Annotated in this window: 18 protein-coding genes; 7 read left to right on the forward strand and 11 right to left on the reverse strand. The window is 50.3% G+C overall.

Going from position 1 to position 20486, the window contains the following annotated elements; all coding sequences use genetic code 11:
* Positions 1 to 5 precede the first annotated feature (5 nt).
* Positions 6 to 1313, forward strand: a complete 1308-nt coding sequence (der, locus tag B5F83_RS07505) for a ribosome biogenesis GTPase Der (RefSeq protein ID WP_087279230.1) — start codon at positions 6 to 8, stop codon at positions 1311 to 1313.
* Here the strand turns inward: der and B5F83_RS07510 are convergent.
* Both B5F83_RS07510 and rlmH read right to left on the reverse strand, forming a co-directional pair.
* Positions 1300 to 4944, reverse strand: coding sequence for an ATP-binding protein (locus B5F83_RS07510; protein ID WP_158094185.1), 3645 nt, complete (start codon positions 4942 to 4944; stop codon positions 1300 to 1302). The genes der and B5F83_RS07510 overlap by 14 nt on opposite strands.
* Positions 4945 to 4978: 34 nt before the next feature.
* Positions 4979 to 5452, reverse strand: coding sequence for a 23S rRNA (pseudouridine(1915)-N(3))-methyltransferase RlmH (gene rlmH, locus B5F83_RS07515; protein ID WP_087279224.1), 474 nt, complete (start codon positions 5450 to 5452; stop codon positions 4979 to 4981).
* A gap of 75 nt (positions 5453 to 5527) precedes the next feature.
* Between rlmH and B5F83_RS07520 the strand changes: the two genes are divergently transcribed.
* The gene (locus tag B5F83_RS07520) at positions 5528 to 5953 is read left to right on the forward strand and encodes a DUF4783 domain-containing protein (protein WP_087279221.1); all 426 of its coding nucleotides are present in this window, start codon (positions 5528 to 5530) and stop codon (positions 5951 to 5953) included.
* 88 nt (positions 5954 to 6041) lie between these two features.
* On the opposite strand, the gene efp is transcribed toward B5F83_RS07520, so the two are convergent.
* From efp to cmk, 3 genes are read right to left on the reverse strand one after another with little or no spacing between them, the layout of a single operon-like run.
* Entirely contained in the window at positions 6042 to 6608 is a 567-nt protein-coding gene (gene efp, locus B5F83_RS07525; RefSeq protein WP_087279218.1) for an elongation factor P, read from the reverse strand.
* Between the two features lie 32 nt (positions 6609 to 6640).
* Complete coding sequence (locus tag B5F83_RS07530) at positions 6641 to 7531, reverse strand: 4-hydroxy-3-methylbut-2-enyl diphosphate reductase (RefSeq protein ID WP_087279215.1); 891 nt, start codon at positions 7529 to 7531, stop codon at positions 6641 to 6643.
* Complete coding sequence (cmk, locus tag B5F83_RS07535; RefSeq protein WP_087279211.1) at positions 7522 to 8220, reverse strand: (d)CMP kinase; 699 nt, start codon at positions 8218 to 8220, stop codon at positions 7522 to 7524. Before cmk ends, B5F83_RS07530 begins: the two co-directional genes overlap by 10 nt.
* Positions 8221 to 8332: 112 nt before the next feature.
* Between cmk and B5F83_RS07540 the strand changes: the two genes are divergently transcribed.
* The 4 genes from B5F83_RS07540 (at position 8333) to B5F83_RS07555 (ending at position 12169) form a co-directional block, all read left to right on the forward strand.
* Positions 8333 to 9481 (forward strand): sigma-54 dependent transcriptional regulator, encoded by a 1149-nt coding sequence (locus B5F83_RS07540; RefSeq protein WP_087279207.1) that lies wholly within the window; start codon positions 8333 to 8335, stop codon positions 9479 to 9481.
* An 89-nt stretch (positions 9482 to 9570) separates the two neighbouring features.
* Positions 9571 to 9939, forward strand: coding sequence for a hypothetical protein (locus tag B5F83_RS07545; RefSeq protein WP_087279204.1), 369 nt, complete (start codon positions 9571 to 9573; stop codon positions 9937 to 9939).
* 40 nt (positions 9940 to 9979) lie between these two features.
* Entirely contained in the window at positions 9980 to 10750 is a 771-nt protein-coding gene (locus tag B5F83_RS07550) for a hypothetical protein (protein ID WP_087279199.1), read from the forward strand.
* 9 nt (positions 10751 to 10759) lie between these two features.
* On the forward strand, positions 10760 to 12169 hold the full coding sequence (locus tag B5F83_RS07555) for an aldehyde dehydrogenase (protein ID WP_087279197.1): 1410 nt from the start codon (positions 10760 to 10762) through the stop codon (positions 12167 to 12169).
* A gap of 1 nt (position 12170) precedes the next feature.
* On the opposite strand, the gene B5F83_RS07560 is transcribed toward B5F83_RS07555, so the two are convergent.
* The 3 genes from B5F83_RS07560 to B5F83_RS07570 all read right to left on the reverse strand — a co-directional run bounded on the left by B5F83_RS07560 (position 12171) and on the right by B5F83_RS07570 (position 15210).
* On the reverse strand, positions 12171 to 12686 hold the full coding sequence (locus B5F83_RS07560) for a hypothetical protein (RefSeq protein ID WP_087279194.1): 516 nt from the start codon (positions 12684 to 12686) through the stop codon (positions 12171 to 12173).
* Between the two features lie 76 nt (positions 12687 to 12762).
* On the reverse strand, positions 12763 to 14463 hold the full coding sequence (locus tag B5F83_RS07565; RefSeq protein ID WP_087279190.1) for a putative transporter: 1701 nt from the start codon (positions 14461 to 14463) through the stop codon (positions 12763 to 12765).
* Between the two features lie 6 nt (positions 14464 to 14469).
* On the reverse strand, positions 14470 to 15210 hold the full coding sequence (locus B5F83_RS07570; RefSeq protein ID WP_087279187.1) for an acyl-ACP thioesterase domain-containing protein: 741 nt from the start codon (positions 15208 to 15210) through the stop codon (positions 14470 to 14472).
* Positions 15211 to 15311: 101 nt separating this feature from the next.
* Here B5F83_RS07570 and B5F83_RS07575 point away from each other — a divergent pair, with 101 nt between their 5' ends.
* Entirely contained in the window at positions 15312 to 16397 is a 1086-nt protein-coding gene (locus tag B5F83_RS07575; RefSeq protein WP_087279184.1) for a glycosyltransferase family 2 protein, read from the forward strand.
* Between the two features lie 11 nt (positions 16398 to 16408).
* Here the strand turns inward: B5F83_RS07575 and B5F83_RS07580 are convergent, their stop codons facing one another.
* The 3 genes from B5F83_RS07580 to B5F83_RS07590 form a co-directional block, all read right to left on the reverse strand.
* Positions 16409 to 17161 carry an energy transducer TonB gene (locus B5F83_RS07580; RefSeq protein WP_087279181.1) on the reverse strand — a complete coding sequence of 251 codons (753 nt, stop codon included), beginning with the start codon at positions 17159 to 17161 and terminating at the stop codon, positions 16409 to 16411.
* A 141-nt stretch (positions 17162 to 17302) separates the two neighbouring features.
* Positions 17303 to 18457 (reverse strand): mechanosensitive ion channel domain-containing protein, encoded by a 1155-nt coding sequence (locus B5F83_RS07585; RefSeq protein WP_087279178.1) that lies wholly within the window; start codon positions 18455 to 18457, stop codon positions 17303 to 17305.
* A gap of 675 nt (positions 18458 to 19132) precedes the next feature.
* On the reverse strand, positions 19133 to 20461 hold the full coding sequence (locus tag B5F83_RS07590; protein ID WP_087279173.1) for an ATP-binding protein: 1329 nt from the start codon (positions 20459 to 20461) through the stop codon (positions 19133 to 19135).
* Positions 20462 to 20486: the final 25 nt, after the last annotated feature.

Here is a 20486-nt window from a genome sequence, read left to right on the forward strand (position 1 = left end):
TCTTCATGAGTTTAGTAGCCATAGTCGGACGCCCGAACGTAGGGAAATCCACACTTTTCAACCGCCTCGTAGGAATGAGGCAAGCCATCGTAGACGAGACTGCCGGAGTGACACGGGACAGGCATTACGGAAAATGCGAATGGTGCGGCCATGAATTTTCAGTGGTCGACACGGGAGGATATACTTCCAATACGGACGATATTTTCGAAGACGAAATCCGCAAGCAGGTTGAAATCGCCGTGGAAGAGGCCGACCTGGTACTGTTCATGACGGATGCCGATACGGGTATAACGGACTATGACGATGAAATCGCCGCCATGCTCAGGAAAAGCCGGAAACCGGTAGTCGTGGCGGCAAACAAGGTAGATACGGGGCGGGACCTGTCCGACTCGTATCAGTTCTATTCATTGGGACTCGGCGAAGTATGGCCGATAGCGGCAGCCACCGGAAGCGGAACGGGAGACCTGCTCGACGACATAGTTTCGAAACTTCCCGAAGAAAAACCGGCCGAAGACGGACATGAAAACCTTCCGCGGATAGCCATAGTAGGACGCCCGAACGTAGGAAAATCCTCCCTGACGAACGCCCTCCTCGGCAACGACAGGAATATCGTCACGCCGATAGCCGGGACTACGAGGGACTCGATAGAAACATATTACAACAAATTCGGGCACCAGTTCATGCTCATCGACACCGCCGGGATGAGGAAGAAAGGGAAAGTAAAGGAAGATCTGGAATTCTACTCCACACTCCGCTCCATCAGGGCCATAGAAAACTCCGACATCTGCGTGCTGATGATTGACGCACAATGCGGAATGGAAGCCCAGGACATGAACATCTTCAACCTCATCCAACGGAACAAGAAGGGCTGCATCCTCGTAGTGAACAAATGGGATCTCGTGGAAAAGGAATCCAACACGATGAAGGTCTATACCGAAGGGATACGCAAGCGCATGGCGCCGTTCAACGACGTGCCGATAATATTCACCTCGGTCATAACCAAACAGAGGGTGTTCAACATACTTGACGAAATAGACAAGGTATACGGCAATTATTCCCAGAAAATACCTACGGCCAGGCTGAACGAAGCCATCCTGCCGGAGATTGAAAACTTCCCTCCGCCGGCATGGAAGGGAAAATACATCAGAATCAAATACCTGACCCAGCTTCCGACCAAGAGCCCGTCATTCGCATTTTTCTGCAATCTCCCGCAATACATCAAAGAGCCGTACAAACGGTTCCTCGAAAACAAAATCAGGGAAAAATTCGATTTCTGCGGCTGCCCTATCCAAATATATATCAGGCAGAAATAGATTCAGGGACAATGACACGGAAATCAGCGCCTCCGAGTTCTTCAGAGGTGCTGTATATTATCGTACCCCCTATCTGCTCCACTACGCTCTTGCAGATGGCGAGTCCGAGTCCCGAACCGCTGTTCTTCGTCGTGAACTTAGGGGTGAACAGCTTGCTCCTGTTCTCCAGGGACACGCCAGGGCCGTTGTCCTCGACATCCACCCTCACGTACCTTACTCCCGGGATGCCCCATGCGGAGTCCTGGTCGGCCGTATATTTCGTCAGAGTCACATAAATCCGTCCCCGCGCGGAAGAAGTGAGCACTGACGGCTCCAAAGCCTGCACCGCATTGGTGAGTAGATTCACGAACACCCTGATCATCTGGGATTTCGGCGCAAAAATATGATAGGTCTCCCCTACCATCTCCCCGGCACGGCGGTATTCTATATCGATACCCTCATAGCTTCCGAACAGCACTATCTGCTCACGCAGGGTAACATCGAGGTCCACATCCACGCTCTCCTCGACATTGAACTTGGCGAATGAAGAAAACTCGGTGGCGGTATCGGCCAGGACGTCAATCTGTTCAAGCAGGGAATTGCATATCTTTTCGAGCTTGTCCCCCAAATCCGGGACTCCGTTCTGCTTCATCCTGAGCAAATGCTGTATATTCAGGCGCATAGGCGTAAGCGGATTCTTTATTTCGTGGGCAATCTGGCGGGCCATATCCCTCCACGCCTGCTCCCTCTCGGTAATCGCGAACCTCCGGGTACTGTCGGTCATATTGTCAATCATCCTGTTGTACGCCTTGACAATATAGGAGACTTCGTCATTGTTGTCATAATCGATTTTTTCCGGAGACGAGAACAAATCCGTCTTCTCCATACGCTCGTACAGCTTCAGCAAAGGCCGGAAAAGCGAAGTCGTCAATGCTGCCCCTATTATCACCACCACTATGATCATGATGACGAATATGTTTATTATCGCCGCCGTCGTCGAAATCAGCTCTTTCCGGAAACTTTCGGTCTGCTCGAAATACGGGATATTGATTATCGCTATCAGGTTTCCGGCATCGTTTATCACCGGGGCATACAGCGAATAAAAACTTTTTCCAGCTATCTCTTCCTTGTTGAAGAAACTCTTCCTGTGTTCATGGACGATGTTGTAAAACGCATCCGGATCTATCTTCGAGCCGGCCAAAGAAAGGTAATAGAGTTCATTCCTCGTAGAACGCATCAGATGCCCGTGTATGTCGTAAAGATTTATATCCGTATGGGTATAGGCCGCTATCCTGTCCATGGCAGTTTTCACGTCGCCGTTCATCAAAGCCTCGATGGAAGAAGCGTTCCTGCTCACATCCATGAACATGGACTGGACGGTATGCAGCTTCTCCCCCATCTGTTCCGAGCGCACCCTCGCGTTCCTGCCGGCATAGAAAAGCACCATTGAAACGGTAAGCAGAAGCACCGTACCGGATATGGTTCCAAGCAGCAGAACCATTATCTTTGTCCTGAACGAATTGAATTTCAATGGTATATTGGCCCTTTTGGGTTTCCACAGCAAAAGCAGCATCATCAGCGGAATCGTAAACAGGGATATGTATGAAAACGACACGAAATACGGGAATACCGACCTGCGCTCCCGCGTTATGATGATAATGTCGCCTGACGAAAGCTTGTTCACGAATACGACATCCCGTCCTTTGACCCTGTGCGAGAACCCCTCAGGAAAACTGCCGGAAAATTCGCTGTCGGCAGATACCGGAAAATTGTAAACTCCCCTGTAGAATACCAGCGAGCCGGAAATATATTTCGCATAGGAATAATCCGACGGAATATTGAAGCCCATCCCTCCCGTTTCCGGAAAAATGTCAGAATAACCCCTCTGCTCCTTCATCAGCCTCGAATCTATTTCGATATACAGGCGCATCAGCCCGACATCGCGCACCCGGTACATGAACAGCCCGAGATACCTGATACGGCCCGACTGGTCATTGATATAGAAAAAATGCGAATCGTTATTCAAAGGTATGCCCTGCGAAAGTATGTTGTTGAAATACGCAAAGCAATCCCTGTCGTGACTCCCGTCCCCGAGAAGCAGGCGGTCCTTTTCGCCGCATACCGTAACTGTAATGTCGTATCCTGTGGAAAGGCTTGAAAAATAGCTCTCTCCGAGATGTTCGGCTATAATCATGCTGCCGTTCGGAATGGCCATGTACAGATGGATGAACCTGTCCTGTTCGATTCTCTCCTCCACCATGCGGAGCAGGAGCTCTGTGCTCAGATCCCTTTCCACCGACAGCCTGTTAGTCCAGGCCCTGACCATCTTTATTTCCTTGTTATGGCTGAAAAAACTGACGGTCGCGACAAGGTAGAGGGCCACGCACAACGAATACCTCAGCAGGAAACGCCCCGAAAACACGGTAAATTTCTTCCCGGCGACAAGCGGCAAGGCGAGCTGGATGATGAACAGCAGGCCCATGAAAAGTATCATGTAAGAGCCGTAAACGAGGAACGAATATATCGAAAGTTCATCCAGACGGAAGACCTCAAGCACTATGTTCGAGTTGAAAATCAGAGATTTCAGAGAAAAATGGATATACACCATCAAGGCCGCCGCGAAAAACGATACGGCAACGGCGTAAACCGTCTTCAACGGTCTCGAATGCTTCGAATACCACAGCATCAGGCGCTTCCTCGAAATGAAGACGGCCAAAAGGACAATGAAAATATAGAGATTGCTCAGAAGAAAGGCTCCCAAAGAGGCATGCAGCGACGAATCGGCATAAACCACAGGGGAAAACAGTCCCGAATAATCCCTCATGCGGGCGGCCCAGCCGAAAGTGAAAAATGTGCTTGCCCCGGCCGCCACGACAAACGCCAGGAAGGAAAGAGGATTGCGTTTTTTTACATAATAGGAGAAAAACGCGCCTAAAACGAGGAAAAGCGCCGTCCATTTGAACCATGAATAGGCCGGGCTCCAGTCAGGAAGCCCTCCTTTTTTGAAAACAAGGTTGAATACGGGGACATCCCCGTCCTTTATCGTGCATCCGTCGGAATAGGCCACCGGACAGACGGTCATGTTTTCCGGAACCTTCAATTTATTGTTTATCCCGCCGAAAGAAGCAATCATCGGCTCGGCATCTTCCTTTATGAGGATTCCGCAAATCAGTTTCACCCTGCCCTTCTGATATGAGCGCATTACAAACCACTGCGACCCTATGTTCATATAGGACGGTGTCTCCGTAACCCCGGAAAGAAGAGGCATGAAAAGCGTCTGCACACGGCTCAGACGGTTGTATCTCACCCCGAAATGCTCCCCGTCTATGATTTCATCGTTCCTCAACGGGAAATGGTTTATCCAGGAATGCAGGGTGTCGTTCACATATTTGTATATGACGATATAGTCCGGCACCTTTCCGGCATCGGCCCATTGGGAAGCCGGCAACTCCAGCACTCTGGAAGCATATTTTTCCATCTTGCCGTCAAGACGTCCGAGCCTCCGCTCCACAGACCGCGCCGCTTTGCCAATATCGGCGGTCTCGCCTTTTTCCAGAATGGAAAGGCAGAAGAATACGGCCGCCGCAAGCAGGAATACGACATGGATGTTCCTGCCTGTCCAATGGAAAAATTTGTTCAGTTTCTCTTTCATAACCGTCCTAATGCCTGTCCGCACCATTCTTCATTCATTCGTGATGGTACGGTTCGCCCTTCATGATTGTGAAGGCCCTGTAAAGCTGTTCAAGGAACACCAACCGCACCAACTGGTGCGAAAAAGTCATCCTCGACAAGGAAATCATGGAACCCGCCCTGTCATACAGCCGGGAGGAAAAGCCATACGGCCCGCCTATCACGAAAACCATGTCCCGGGTATCATGCAAAAACCTTTCCTCCAGCTTCGAGGCCCATCCCAAAGAATCGTATTCCTTTCCATGCTCGTCCAAAAGCACTACCTCGTCGGCCGGTTTTATGTATTTGAAGACATTGTCGGCCTCCTTTTCCTTAATCTGTGCCCTGGACAGCGACGAAGCCCCCTTCACATCCGGTATCTCTATCATGCGGAAAGCGGCATAGTGCCCTATGCGCCCGCAATACATATCGATACCTTCCTTCAGATATCCCCTGTCCGTCTTTCCTACCGTCAATAACGTAATCTTCATGTAATCCAGTTTAATGCAAAATTAATCATCTGGCTTGGTATTTGCAAGATTGGATTGTCGAAAAATTGCCACGGGATGAAGATTGCAAACATCATACTTGCGATGACCGCCCTTTTTGCGGGCGTGTCTTTTTCCGCAAAAGCGCAAAGCCTCGCCACCATACAGGGTAACGAGGCCGATGTTTTCGTCCCTATCGGCAAATACATCCAGCAGGGAAACGCCGACAGGCTTTCCGCATGGTTCGCCGACAACCTCGAAGTCACCATCCTCGGCAATTCCAACGACTGTTGCAGCAAGAACCAGGCAAAGGAAATCATGCAGGCGTTCTTCGATGCCAACAGGCCGTACCGCTTCAACATCATCCACAAAAGCGGGGAAAGCATAATGAAGCACGCCATCGGCAGGCTGTACTGCAGTCAGAGCAATTATTCCGTCACAATTTCCGTAATGATCGGCGAAAACGGAAACCATATCCAGATTCTGAGAATAGACAACGAATAATAGGACAGGGGCCGCCTCCATCGGGCAGCCCCTGTGATTTTTTTTGCAAAACGGCTCAGGAAAACGGCATCCGTTTTCCTTTTACGCCTTATTTTACCCTTTCACCGTAAGACCTGTCGGTCGTATTGATACGGATTTTGTCGCCTATGTTCACAAACAGCGGAACCATGATTTCCGCACCGGTCTCCACGGTCGCAGCCTTCATCGCGTTGGTGGAAGCGGTATCGCCCTTTACGGCCGGCTCGGTGTAGGTCACTTCGAGTTCCACGTATGTTGGAAGCTCGCAGGTAAGGCAACGCTCCTCATCGGCAACGAACATCATTTCCACCTTCTGGCCCTCTTTCATAAGGTCCGCATTCTCAATCATTTCAGGCTCAAGGCAAATCTGCTCGAATGTCTCGCAATGCATGAAGTTGTAACCGTTCTCATCCTTGTAAAGATACTGGTAAGGCCTCCTCTCGACATTTATCACATCGATTTTCGCACCGGCCGTGAAAGTGTTCTCGAGTATGCGGCCGTTTTCAAGATTGCGGAGCTTGGTTTTCACGAATGCAGGGCCCTTGCCCGGTTTTACATGCTGGAACCATACGATAGAACATGGTTTTCCGTTGTAATTAAGATAAAGTCCGTTTTTAAAATCAGCTGTAGTTGCCATAAAATATTTCTGTTTTTATTGAAGTTGCAAAATTACAAATATTTTCGCATATAATCAGCAATTTTTTCGAGCAGCCATTTCGGAGTCGAGGTCGCTCCGCAGATACCCACATTGTCCCCATCCGAAAACCATTCTTCCCTTATGTCGCCTTCGTCCCCGATGAAATGGGTACGAGGATTGACATCGAGGCAAAGGCGGTAAAGCACTTTCCCGTTGGAACTTTCCTTTCCCGAGACGAAAAGCACGACATCGTGGTTTCCGGCAAATTCGGCGAGCTTCCTGTGCCTCGAAGCCACCTGCCCGCAGATGGTATCGTTGGCCTTGGCGGACGGGACGGCAGCAATGAGCTCCCTGCATATTTCCCGGTACTCCGCAGGGTCCTTTGTCGTCTGGGAAAATATTTCAATGCCGCTGAACCGGGCAAGTTCCCCGCCGGCAATCAGGGAACGGAGCATGCCGGAATTTTCCACCACATATACCGGGCAACCCTCCGCTTCGGCCTGGCCCACGAGGCCGTTCACTTCCGCATGGCCGGTTTTCCCGAATATCATTATGCAGCCGCCGCTTCCCATGCGTTTTGCGGCCGCTCGTATTTTTTCCTGGAGCCTGAGCACCACGGGACAGGTGCAGTCGATGATACGGTACCCTTTTTCCGCGGCTATGGCGTATGTCTCAGGAGGCTCGCCATGGGCACGTATCAGTATGTCGGTACCCTGTCCTGCCTCCCCCGACAGAAAATCCGCGTAAGATATCGTTTCGAGCCCTTTCCGGGCAAGCCTCTCCATCTCGGTCTCGTTATGGACGATTGCCCCGAGCGAATACAGCCTTCCGTGCGCGGAAAGGAACTCCTCCGCCTTGCCTATGGCCCTTACCACACCGTAGCAAAAGCCCGAATCCCCGTCTATGTCGATTTTCAGATGCATATTCCGAATTTTGAAAACAGAATCCCGCGCAGCCAGTCCATCTCCCCTTCCAATGTCATATCGCTGTTATCCAGTTCAATGGCATCCGCGGCCTTGGTCAGCGGGGATGTTTTCCTGTGCGTATCTATATAGTCCCTTTCGTCTATGTTGGCAAGGACTTCCTCAAAACCGATTTTCTTTCCGGCCTCTTCCATTTCATTCATCCTCCTTTCCGCCCTCACTTTCCTGTCCGCGGTCATGAATATCTTCAGCTCAGCATCCGGAAAGACAGTCGTTCCGATATCCCGGCCGTCCATGACAATGCCCTTTTCCCTGCCGTACTGCTGCAAAATGCCGTCCACGAAGTCCCTTACGAACGGAAGTTCCGCAACCGGGCTCACCAGCGACGACACCTCTATCGAACGTATCCTGTCTTCGACATCCGTCCCGTCCATAAAGGTGCGCAACCTCCCCTGCCCGTCTCTTCCGAAGGATATGTCCAACCCGTGCAGACATTCTTCGAGCCGTGCGGCATCGATTCCGTCCCTGCCTACGCAACCCGTTTCTATGCCTTTAAGGGTCACGCCCCTGTAAAGCGCCCCCGAGTCGAGATAAACATAGCCGAGCCTTTCCGCGGCGGTCCTCGCGAAAGTGCTTTTCCCTGTAGAAGAATATCCGTCTACGGCAATGATGATTTTCCTTGCATCCATGTCGCATTCATTATGAAACCGAAATACAAAAATAACAATTTTCCCATAGTGATAAAAATTCCGTATATTTGCCTTTCCTGTTCCGGAAGGTTCAGATTAAAAACCATATAAAATGAAATTGCTCGTAATAGATGACGAGAGGAGCATCAGGAACACTCTCAAGGAAATACTGGAATTCGAAGGCCATACGGTCGATGTGGCCGAAGACGGCCGTGCTGGCCTGGAAATGGCCATGCAGAAAAAATACGACGCCGTATTCTGCGACATAAAGATGCCCAACATGGACGGCATCGAATTTCTTGAAAAATTTTCAGACGCCTCCCTCGAAGAACCCGTTATAATGATTTCGGGACATGGCACGATAGACGCCGCCGTGGAGTGCATAAAGAAAGGCGCTTACGACTTCATACAGAAACCCCTGGATCTCAACAGGATACTCATCACGCTCAAGAACGCCACCGAAAAATCGGATCTGGTAAAAGAAAAAAACCTGCTGAAAAAGAAAGTCAAAGGCGTGCCGGAGATGGTCGGAGAGTCGCCTGCAATGATGAAAGTCAAGGAGATGATAGACCGTGTCGCCCCGACAGACGCCCGGGTGCTCATAACCGGCGCCAACGGAACGGGAAAGGAACTGGTGGCCAAATGGCTCCACGAGAAAAGCGAAAGGTCGGGAATGCCTTACGTGGAGGTCAATTGCGCCGCCATACCATCGGAACTTATCGAAAGCGAGCTCTTCGGGCACGAGAAAGGGGCGTTCACTTCAGCAATCAAGCAGCATAAGGGCAAATTCGAGCAGGCCGACGGAGGCACCCTCTTCCTGGATGAAATCGGGGACATGTCCCTTGCGGCCCAGGCCAAGGTGCTGAGGGTGCTTCAGGAGCACAAACTGTCGAGGGTAGGCAGCGACAAGGACATAGAAGTCAACGTACGTGTCATTGCCGCCACCAACAAGGACCTGAAGAAGGAGATAGAGAAAGGGAACTTCAGGGAAGACCTTTATCACCGCCTCAGCGTGATAGTAATCCAGGTACCTTCCCTGTCCGAGCGCAGGGAAGACATACCTCTGCTCGTGGAATACTTCATAGCCGACATCTCGGCCGAAGCCGGCAAGCCTGTCAAGAAAATAGACGAGGATGCCGTAAAAGCCCTGATGTCCAAGCCTTGGACCGGAAACATAAGGGAACTCCGCAATGTCGTGGAGCGCCTCCTCATACTGTCGGGGAACGTCATCACGCTGAAAGATGTCGAAATGTACGTTTAAGGTTTGCACTGCGGACGGCGCCGCGAATCGCATAATATCCGCTGCAAATCACATAGGGAAACGGAAAAAATTTTGATAAAAATATTGTTATGAGAAAATTGTTCATTCTGGCATTATTGGCTCTTGCCCTTGCCTCCTGTGAAAAATTCGGGGATGTGAATACAGCTTTAAAGGGAAGGACTTTCGAATATTGGAACGGAGAAACAGGTTCCATGGAGATAAGCAAGACCTACACATTCGGGAATGACGGGAACGTATTCTATGAAAGCAGAGTAGGATTGATGTCCCCGTTCAATACCTCAGGGTGCGATTTGTATTACAAGATGGACGGTAATTCGTTTACGATATACCATGGTGTCAAAGGATGGAAAAAAGAGGTAAGGCACACCGTATTTTCTTCCGGAGAATATTTTGGCGACTACATAACCGTGGACGGCGACCGCTATGACGAAATTTAATTTCAAATAATCCCAAATAATCCCAAATAATCCAGATACGATGAAACGACTGATAACGGCACTTGCACTCCTCGTACCGGCAATATTGTCTTACGGGCAGAATGTCCCGGCTCCCGTGGCTGCGGAAAAGGGCCTGGTACTCGAATACAAGACTACGACCGCGGAGGGCGCGGAAATGCTTTCCAAGCGGGAAGTGGTCTACGTAAAAGACGAAGGAAACCGGAAAATAGTAGGCATCAAAGACATAGGGACTCCTTTAGAAGGAATGTCGCAGGAACAGTTCGACAGGCTGTCCACCACTGAATACGTAATTACTGACGACAGCTGGTACATAGATGTCATCGGCAAGACGGGAAATATGATGAAAGAGATGATGGAGGCCGCCGGAGAAATGGAAGAGGCGGAACTGTTTAAAAACATCGATATAAGAGTCGATGCCGGTGAATCACGGAATCCCGTTTTCCCGAATGTCATGTCTCCTGGCGAGAGCTGCGAATTCGACCCCGTGAAAATCAAAGTCAAAATCGCCTTCTTCTCCGTCACTTGCGAGATCAGATACGAAATGTACGAATGCATAGGGACCGAATCCCTGACAGTCCCGGCCGGCACATTCGAAACCTATATAGTGGAACAGCAGGTATTCGTCAAACAAAAGTCTTTGCTCGGCGGCGACAAGCAGAGGGAATACGAAAGGACATGGTACGCTCCGGGAATAGGGGAAGTAAAGACCCAGTCCCTCGACAAAAACGGAATCATGGTGGAGGAAACGGTCCTGAATGCCATTACCCGAGGAGTAGAACGTCGGCAATAATACTGCGGCATGGACATTATCGGCAGTTCCATAGAAAGGGCAAGGGGATTTTTCGCCTCGGGAACGACACGCGACCCGAGCTTCCGGAAAGAGGCCCTGAAAAGACTTCGTGACAATATCCGCTCGATGGAAGACGAAATCTTCGCCGCACTTGACGAGGATCTCGGGAAATCCGCCACCGAATCATACATGACAGAGACCGGGATGGTGCTCGAAAGCATCGGTTACATGCTCCGCCACCTCGGAAACCTGAGCCGCCCGCGCCGCACGGCCCCATCCATAGGACAGGCCCCCGGAAAAGCGACAATATATCCTGAACCATACGGAACGGCACTTATAATCAGCCCCTGGAATTATCCGCTGCTTCTTGCGCTCGACCCTCTTGTCGCGGCGATAGCGGCCGGCAATTGCTGCATATTAAAGCCGAGCGAATATGCCCCTGCCACAAGCCTCCTTTTGCACAGACTCATTTCCCGCACCTTCGACCCGGGACACGTATGCATCATCGAAGGAGGCAGCGATGTCGGGGAAGCGCTCCTCGAGTGCAGATTCGATTACATTTTCTATACCGGAGGAAAAACAGTAGGGCGCATCGTAATGGAAAAGGCCTCCCGCCATCTTACCCCGGTAACCCTCGAACTGGGAGGGAAAAGCCCCGTAGTAGTTCTGGACGATGCCGACGTAGATGTCGCCGCAAGGCGCATAGCCTTCGGCAAACTGCTCAACTGCGGGCAGACCTGCGTGGCTCCGGACTACCTGCTTGTCGGGAAAGGAATCAAGGAAAGGTTCATCCGGGCATTCATACGTGAAACCGAAAAAATGTACGGAAGCCAGCCGATGGAAAGCCCGGACTACGGCAAGATAATCAACCGGCGGCATTTCGACAGACTGTCGCGCTTCATAAGCATGGCCGACAGGAACGGAAGTACGGGCAGTACTGGCGAAGGGCATGTAGTATACGGAGGCATGTGCGACCCTGAAAGGTCAAAGATAGCGCCCACCCTGCTTACAGAGGTGACATGGAACTCGGCAATCATGCAGGAAGAGATTTTCGGACCGATCCTGCCGATACTGGAAACAGAATCACTCGAAGATGCCATTGCACATATCTCATCAGGGGAAAGGCCGCTTGCCGCATACATCTTTACCGGAAACAGAAAACTCGCAGAGAAATTCATACGCACCGTCCCGTTCGGAGGAGGATGCATCAACGACACCATAATGCAACTCGCTTCCCCCAGGCTGCCTTTCGGCGGCACTGGAGAAAGCGGAATCGGGACTTACCATGGGAAATGGGGCTTCCGTACCTTCACACACTATAAAAGCATATTGTCGAAAGGGACCTCGATAGACCCTCCGTTCAGGTACGCCCCATATAACCGGGTCATTTCACGCCTGATACACAGGCTTATAGGATAAACTACAAATAGAATACGCAAGTAAGGGCGAAGTTGGCAAGCGCAAGGCCGTTGTAACCGGCTTCCGTATGCCCTCCTCCATACACCATAGATACGCTGATGGCAGGCGACCAATCGAATGAAAGGGCAATAGGCGCGCCGTTGAACCTGATTCCGAAACGTGCCATACCCTGAGGGCCTACATAAGCATAATTCTCACCTCCGCCGACATTGAGCCCGACACCGGCATCCAAGAACCACTCACCTGCCGAAGGAGTCCAGTTCCAGTTTGCAAGCTTGAAGTTGTACAGTACGGAGAAGTCCGCACTGGCACCGTAAGGGAAACGGCCGTCAAATCCGTCTCTCATGAAATTGTTGGCAAAGCCGGCACCGAAACGGGCTTCGATATAATTCGCGCCCATATCGTACTGGCCTACAACCTGGGCAGTCGCACCCAAACGGGCTCCCACCGCCCAATCCTGAGCACTCAGACCCAATGATATGAGGCTGAATGCGATCGCTACAAACAATTTTTTCATATCGCAAAAAATTTAAACAATTCACAAATATAGCAAGAAGACGGGAGCAAAACAAGCAAATCCGTCCAATTTGCACCTAAACAAGAGCGAACAGAACCAGCAATTGCGCCACGAGAACCCTCATGAACATGGATATCGGATAGACAGTGGCGTATGCCGTCGACGGGTATGCCGAGCCGTAAGCCTCATTCGTGAATGCCAGTCCAGGAGGGCTGGTGTAACTTCCGGCCATGAGTCCCATTATCTGGTAAAAATTGAGCTTCATCACTCCCCTGCCGATAAAACCGACTATCAGCAAAGGGATTACGGTAATGATGAAGCCGTAGATGACCCACATGTAACCGCCGTTCACTATCGTATCCACGAAACTCTCGCCGGCGGACAGCCCTACGGAAGCGAGGAAGAGCGCTATGCCTATCTCGCGAAGCATCTTGTTGGCACTCACGGTAGTATAGGTAGGAAGCTTGAAATGGGGACCGAAACGGCTGAAAAGTATGGCCACAATCAGAGGACCGCCTGCAAGGCCGAGTTTGACTGGCTGGGGGATTCCCGGAAAGATGAAAGGAAGCGAGCCGACTATGACACCGACTGCGATTCCGAAAAATATAGGGACGATATTCGGCTCACGGAGTTCGTCCATCGAATTGCCGAAAAGTTCTTCCGCCTTGTTTATCGCCTCTTCGGTACCGACAACCGTAAGCCTGTCGCCGAGCTGAAGTTCAAGGCTCGGGGAAGGGACTATGTCCACATCGGCCCTGTTCACGCGGGTGATGCTTATACCGTATGAAGACCGCACCTTGAGCGAGCCGAGGGTACGTCCCGTAAGCTCGCGGCGCGTAATTATCAGGTGTTTGTATATGTGCGAAGAATCTATTTTCTCCCACTCCGCGAAAGGCATGTCTATCTGCGCCCCGAAAAACGCCGCCACCGCATCGGCCGAAGATTTGGAGGTGATTACCAGTGCCTTGTCGCCTTCATCCACGACCGAATCGGAAGAAGGCATTATGGCCGTCCCCGTAGAGGCCTTGAAAAGACGGGACACCACATATTTTTTCCCGATATAACCGTCTATTTCCGAAAGGGTCTTCCCGAAAATGGCAGGGTTCTTTATTTCAACGGCCAGCCTCCTCGCCGTATCGAGATTGACACTGACGGCATCCATTTTTTCCTTCTCGTCCTTGACCTTGATATGGAAAACGCCCTTAATCAGCAGAATGGAGGCTATCACACCGAGCACGCCGAGCGGATAGGCCACGGCATAACCGGTAGCAATGTTGTCGGCCATCGCCGCCGCCACATTCGAATCCACCCCCAAGGCCGCCTGGGTATCGATATAGGTCTGCTGCGCAGCACCGAGGCCCGGGGTATTCGTAACCGCACCGGACATGATGCCCACCATGGTAACGAGGTCCGTTCCCGTCACAAGATGGATGATGTAGGCGGTAAGGGCCGCAAGCAATACTATCACAATCGCAAGCAGGTTCAGTTTTATGCCGCCCTTCTTCAATGACGAGAAAAATCCGGGGCCTACCTGCAAGCCTATGGAATAGATGAAAAGAATAAGGCCGAATTCCTTCACGAAATGGGATGTCGTGGAATCTATGCGCATGCCGAAATGGCTTGCAAGGATGCCCACGAAAAGCACCCAGGTTATGCCCAAGGACACTCCCTTGACCTTAAAGCGCCCGAGAACGATTCCTATGGCAATCACCAATGATATGAGAAAAAGCGAATGGGCCACGCCGTTTCCGATGAAAAGCTCCTCTAACCAATTCATATCGTATTACTTAAACCTGATCAAAGTTGTAAAGACCGCCTTGTCGGCAATCCTGCCTTCTATATAATGATCGTTTCCGCAGCAGGCGCGGTAAATCGAAACGCGCTCCCCGGCCTTGGACTCATGATTGAAGTTTATGGTAAAATCCAGGACCTCCCTTTCCAGAGAGACATCCAGCCCCACGGCATCCATTGCCCAGCCCATGTAGGAGGCGTTGTTCGTATGCCCGTTCATGTCGATATCGGAATAGGCCACGACATGTTCCGCGACAAGCTCTACCCCTTCGCGCGGCATGACCACCTTCTCGGCGGAATGCTCCACGGCATTTTCCTTACATACCGACCCGTCCCTGTCCACGGCAAAATGCTCCCTTGTGAACTGGCGGGTCTCGATATTGACGATTACCCATGAGCTCGTGGCCGCAACGGCGACATTCCCGTCCTTGTCCAGAATCTGGAAATCCCTGATGGACATTATCCTTTCCAGCCCTTTGTGCCAGGTCCGCAGGGTAACTGCATCCTTCCATTTGGGAGGATTGATGAAACGGGCGTAAAAACGGGTCACGACCCAGGCGAGCTTGCGGGATATGAAGTCGTCATAACCGAAATGCAGGCGCTCGGCATGAAGCTGGGCCATTTCCTGGGCCCAGTCCATAAAGGCCTCCGGCCGCAGAATCTTGTTCGCATCCGTCTCGAAACAGGCCACCGTATGGGCCCTTTCCAAAATCTTGTTTTCCATTTCTTCCATAAGGCAAATGAATGCGGCCGCAAAGGTACAAAAAGAAATTATGACTATTTTTGTTTTTCAAAAAACAGTTTTGAAATTTTAGGATTTAAAATATCGGTAAAATGTCGAATGTCGCTGTCGTGATTTTGAATTGGAACGGGGTGGATTTTATGAAAAAATTCATTCCCGGAGTTGTCGCCTCCTGCAACCGGCTGAGTGAAAGGCTTCCCGGATGGACCGCCCGCACGGTCGTGGCGGACAATGGCTCTACGGACGGTTCCGTGGAATGGATGAAAGGACTCGGAGAGTGTGCGGACACCTTATTTTTCGACAGGAACTACGGGTTCACCGGAGGTTACAACAAAGCGTTCCGGGAGCTCGGAGGGAAAGGCTTCGACTATTTCCTGCTGCTCAATTCCGACATAGAAGTCACGGAAGACTGGCTGGTCCCGCTTGCGCAGTGGATGGACTCGCATCCGTCATGCGGAGTGGCCGCTCCGAAACTTCACGGCTACACGGCACGGGACAGCTTCGAATATGCCGGAGCCGCAGGCGGCTTCATAGACAGATGGGGCTTCCCGTTCTGCCGCGGAAGGGTAAGGTCGGCGATAGAGACAGACAAGGGGCAGTACGACAAGGCATGCCGGACATTCTGGGCCACAGGGGCGGCAATGATGGTACGCCGGAGCGTTTTCGAACAGTGCGGAGGGCTCGACGAGGCATTTTTCGCCCACATGGAGGAGATAGATTTCTGCTGGAGGGCGCAACTGCTCGGATGGCAGGTCTGGAATGTGCCGCAATCCGTCATTTACCATGTAGGCGGAGGGGCCCTGCCGAATGAATCGCCGAGGAAACTGTACCTCAACTTCAGGAACAACCTGCTGATGCTCCACAAGAATCTTCCACGGCGCGGCCACGGCCCGTTCATCTTCTTCAGAATGGTTCTCGACGGGGCGGCGGGCGCCGTGTATCTGCTTACGGGAAAACCTGCCTACTGCAAATCCGTAATGGAGGCGCACCGCGATTTCAGAAAGATGAAACGCGAAATGAAGATTTCCCCGCGGCTGTCGCCTGAAATGCTGCATGAAGCCGGAATCACGGACAGCAAAGGCCGCATCATGACGATATGGCGGAGAAGCATACTCCTTCCTTTCAGCCGCAAGGCTTCCGGCAACATGGCTTCGTTTTTCCGGAAACTGGAAGAATGACAAAACCGCTTTCAGCGGATATCAAACATAACCGGCATTATAAAGGACATGCTTACAGGTTCGCCGTCCTTCATTGCCGGAGTCCATTTCGGTGAGGATTTCACCACCTTCAAAGTCTCGTTGTCCAATTCCGCCGAGAGCCCTCTTATCAGGGATATGTCGGTCAGATATCCGTCCTTGCCTACGAGGAAACCCACCATGATGACACCCTTGTGTTTCTGTTTCAGGGCTTCCTCTGGATAATCCATATTCTCGCTTACCCATACGGCGAAAGAGTTCTTGTCGCCGCCCATGAACTTCGGCATCTCATCGACATAATCTACCTCGTATGCTGCCAGGGGATTTCTCTTTGTACAGGAAACCTCAATCGATTTCGGCGCGTAACCGTCTTTTGAAATAACTATGTCGCATCGCACATTACGGCGCCTGCCGGCATCCATGGATAGTACGTATTTTTCTCCGTCATAAGGCTGGACCTCCTTAATCCGGGTCCTCTGATTTTCGTCCGCCATTTCGAATTCAAGCCCTTCCAGATCCGAGTACACAACCAGCGTAGGGGTTTCCGGGGCAAGCAGGTTTTCAGGAAGATTTTCCTCAGCCAGCTCCTTGTCGCCCAAAGGACGGCTTGCAATATGCCTTTCCTGATTGTCCATTGCACTGTCCATTGCGCTGTTCATTGCGCCCGAAACGGCCGGTGCGCATAACGACATGGCTGTCAGAACGTATACGGCAGCCATAAAACGATTGTGAGAAAACGGTTTCATAATTTTATCGCTATATTTGGTTTAAATGTTTCCGCCATAAAATTATAAAAATTTCCGTCATGATGTTCCGAGAATCCGGGAAATTTTCAAATTTTCTTGATGGCGAGTACTGTTGACTCGAGCAGGTGGCGGGAGCGGGACCTACCTTTTGACCGACTGGACATCCATCCCGGAAGGTTTCTGGAAGACTCTCAGACCGAACCGCGGCAATGAAGCGATTACATGCTCGATTACATCGGAGGCCATGCGCTCGTAAGGCACCCAGTCTTTTTCTTCCGTGAAGAAATAAAGCTGGAGAGGCAGGCCCTCGGAGGTAGGCTCCAGTTGCCGCACCATCAGCATCAGGCCACTGTTGATTCCGGAAAGCGTGCGAAGGTAGTATTCCACCGCCGTCCTGAAAAGTTTGAGATTGACGATGTCTCCGGCCAGAACCATTCCCTCCGCCCATTTTTCCGAAGAAAAACCTTTCAGTTCTTCTTCCGTACAGAACCTTATGGAATTCATATCGATACGCAGGGAACGGGCTACACGGCGGCCGCCGCTCTCGCGCATGCCGCGCCAGTTTTTAAAAGAATCGCTCACGAGCACGTACGGGGGCACGGTGGTTATGGTTTTGTCCCAATTCCTCACCTTGACGGTATTCAAAGTGACTTCTTCTACTATGCCGTCCACGTCGTATTTTTCAAGCATTATCCAGTCGCCGGGCCGCAGCATGTCATGGGCGGACAGCTGGACTCCGGCCACGAGACCGAGTATGGTGTCCTTGAAAACCAGCATGAGTACGGCAGCGGAAGCGCCGAGCCCGGCTATCAGGGTGGTAAAGTCTTTCTCTATCAGAACCCCTACCGTAAGGATGACACAGATGCCTATTACGATGACTTTCAGCATCTGGTAAACACCTTTCATCGGCTTGTTTTTCAAAACCTTGGATTCGTTGGAAATCCCGTACAGGGAGGTTATGAATTCGCAGACCAGCCGGCACGAAACGACTATGATATAAACCGTAAAGGCCTTCGAAAGCAAATCCGTCCACTGGGACTGCCCGGGGAAGAGCAGAGGAAGCGCGACCTGGAATGTCACCGGAGGGATAAGGTGGAAAACATTGTGGAGGACATTGCCGTTGGTGAGGTAATTGTCCCAATTGTAACTCGTCCTGAGGGCAATCCTGCGCATGAGGGGAACGAGCAACCGACAGCAAAGAAAATCAATCAGATAAGCCGCAATGATTATTGCGCATGCCACAATAATGCGGACGTGCCCGCTCATTCCCGAAATTACTGAAGTATCCTCAAACATTTTGTTTCCGTTTATGCAATGTTCGTTATGCCAATTCGCTATGCTTATTCGTTATGCTAATTCGTTATGCCAGCTGATGTGCAACTATTGGAGCGCGACGATTTTAGGGCGACCATTTGAGTACTGCCATTTGAGTACTGCCATTTGAAGTACGACTATTTAAGCGCGGCAACAATAAATGCAACTGCAAAATTACGAAAAATCCGTGTTCCTAGCGAGGTCGAGGTGGATTCCGCTCGGAACATCAACATTTCTCAAAGGATTAAGAAGCTGTTGAAAATTTTTACTCAGAAAATTTGAGACATGCTTCTAAAATTTCCTGCCCGAATCTACATTTGCGAAGGAATACAATCCAGGCGCACGGTCCGATTTAGTCATTTTTCGCATAACTTATTGTAAATCAAGAAATAATAAGACACACACCTCAAAACAGCTGTGGATTCTGAAGGGTTTGGAACACCCCGAAATCCACAGTCATAAATTTTTACAACAGTATCAACCAACTGATTATCAGTACATATCAATACATTTAGGTTAAGTCGGGGTGTGCTCTGAACTTTTCCGTTTTGCGGCTTCGCCAACTTATCTTAGAAGTCCTCGTGTTCCCGGCTTTGCAATCCTGACCAAGGACGGTCGCGGAAACATTTTCAGAAATCACAGTTCATGGGTATCTTGCTATTCGGAAAAACTGTCATTCATGACACTTTTTTCGAGTAGCCACTTCCACGCCGGTACTACTATGATCCGCTTGCCGTCACGAAGAATGGTTTTTTCTTCATCGTCCGTTATTATCAGCATATTATCGCATCCCGTGGCCGATGAAGCCTCCAACAGACCTCTGATCTCACGCTCAACGGTTTGTTCATCAGCAATGTTCCATGCAACCTGAATAAGTCGGATTACCTTATCCTCCCTCTGAAGGACAAAATCGCATTCCGAGTTATCTTGATAATACGAAATCTTGTCCGACGGAAGCCTGTTACGGTTCAATTGCATGAAAACCGTATTTTCAAGATACTTCCCGTTATCATTGCTTTGAGACATCAGTACGGCGGCGCGCAGTCCGTTGTCTATGCAATAATACTTATCAAACGACCTCCGTTCTTTCCGCAATGAACGACTGTATTTGGGAATACGTATAAACATGAAAACATAACATACATAATCGGCCCACAGGTACAAGTCGTCCTTACTTACTTTCAGGCCCTGTGACCTGATGTCATTGTAAATAGCATTGACCGACGTAGGTTTTGTAAGGTTCGACATGATGCGTTTTACAAAATAACGCAGCACCCCGATATTCGCAATGCGATAATGTTCTGCAAGATCGCGTAAAATCATTGTGTCGAAGTATCCGTGAAGCAACTTCAGCTGTTCCGATTGTGATCGTGCAAGCACGATTTCGGGGAAAGCACTGGATTGGTTGTATAGCTCGAATGCGTTTTTCAAGCGTGCCCTGTCCTGTTCTAAAAAAGCATCCGTTTTAATACCTTTAAAGCGACAGAATTCTTTAAAAGAAAGGGGATATGTTTCATATTCCAAAGGATAACCGCGTAAAGCGGAGCCGAGTTCCTTGGAAAGCATAGTCGCACTGCTTCCGCATATATAAATGTTCTTGCAGTATGACTTATATACGCGCAAAACAAAATATTCCCACCCCTTTATCAACTGAATCTCATCAAAAAACATGTGTGCTTCCTTTATCGGGACATCAGGGAACATTTCCATATAAGATACTATTATCGTATCCAATTCATCGGAAGACATTCCCACAAGACGTTCATCATCAAAGCCTATCCACAAGATGTTCCGTTTTGGCACCCCGCCTTGGACAAGGTCATTGACCGCTATTTCCATCATTGTGGATTTTCCGCACCTCCTCACTCCCGGAACCGTTATTATTTTTTTCCGATTTACAGGCAATTTCATATCCCTTTCTATAACGCTAAAGGGAATTTCATTCTGCCTTATGGCTATCAAAGACTTAATAACATCTTTATTCATAATATTTCCTAAATTACATGACAAA

The organism is Muribaculum sp. An289, from assembly GCF_002159555.1.
GTDB lineage: Bacteria > Bacteroidota > Bacteroidia > Bacteroidales > UBA932 > Merdivivens > Merdivivens faecigallinarum.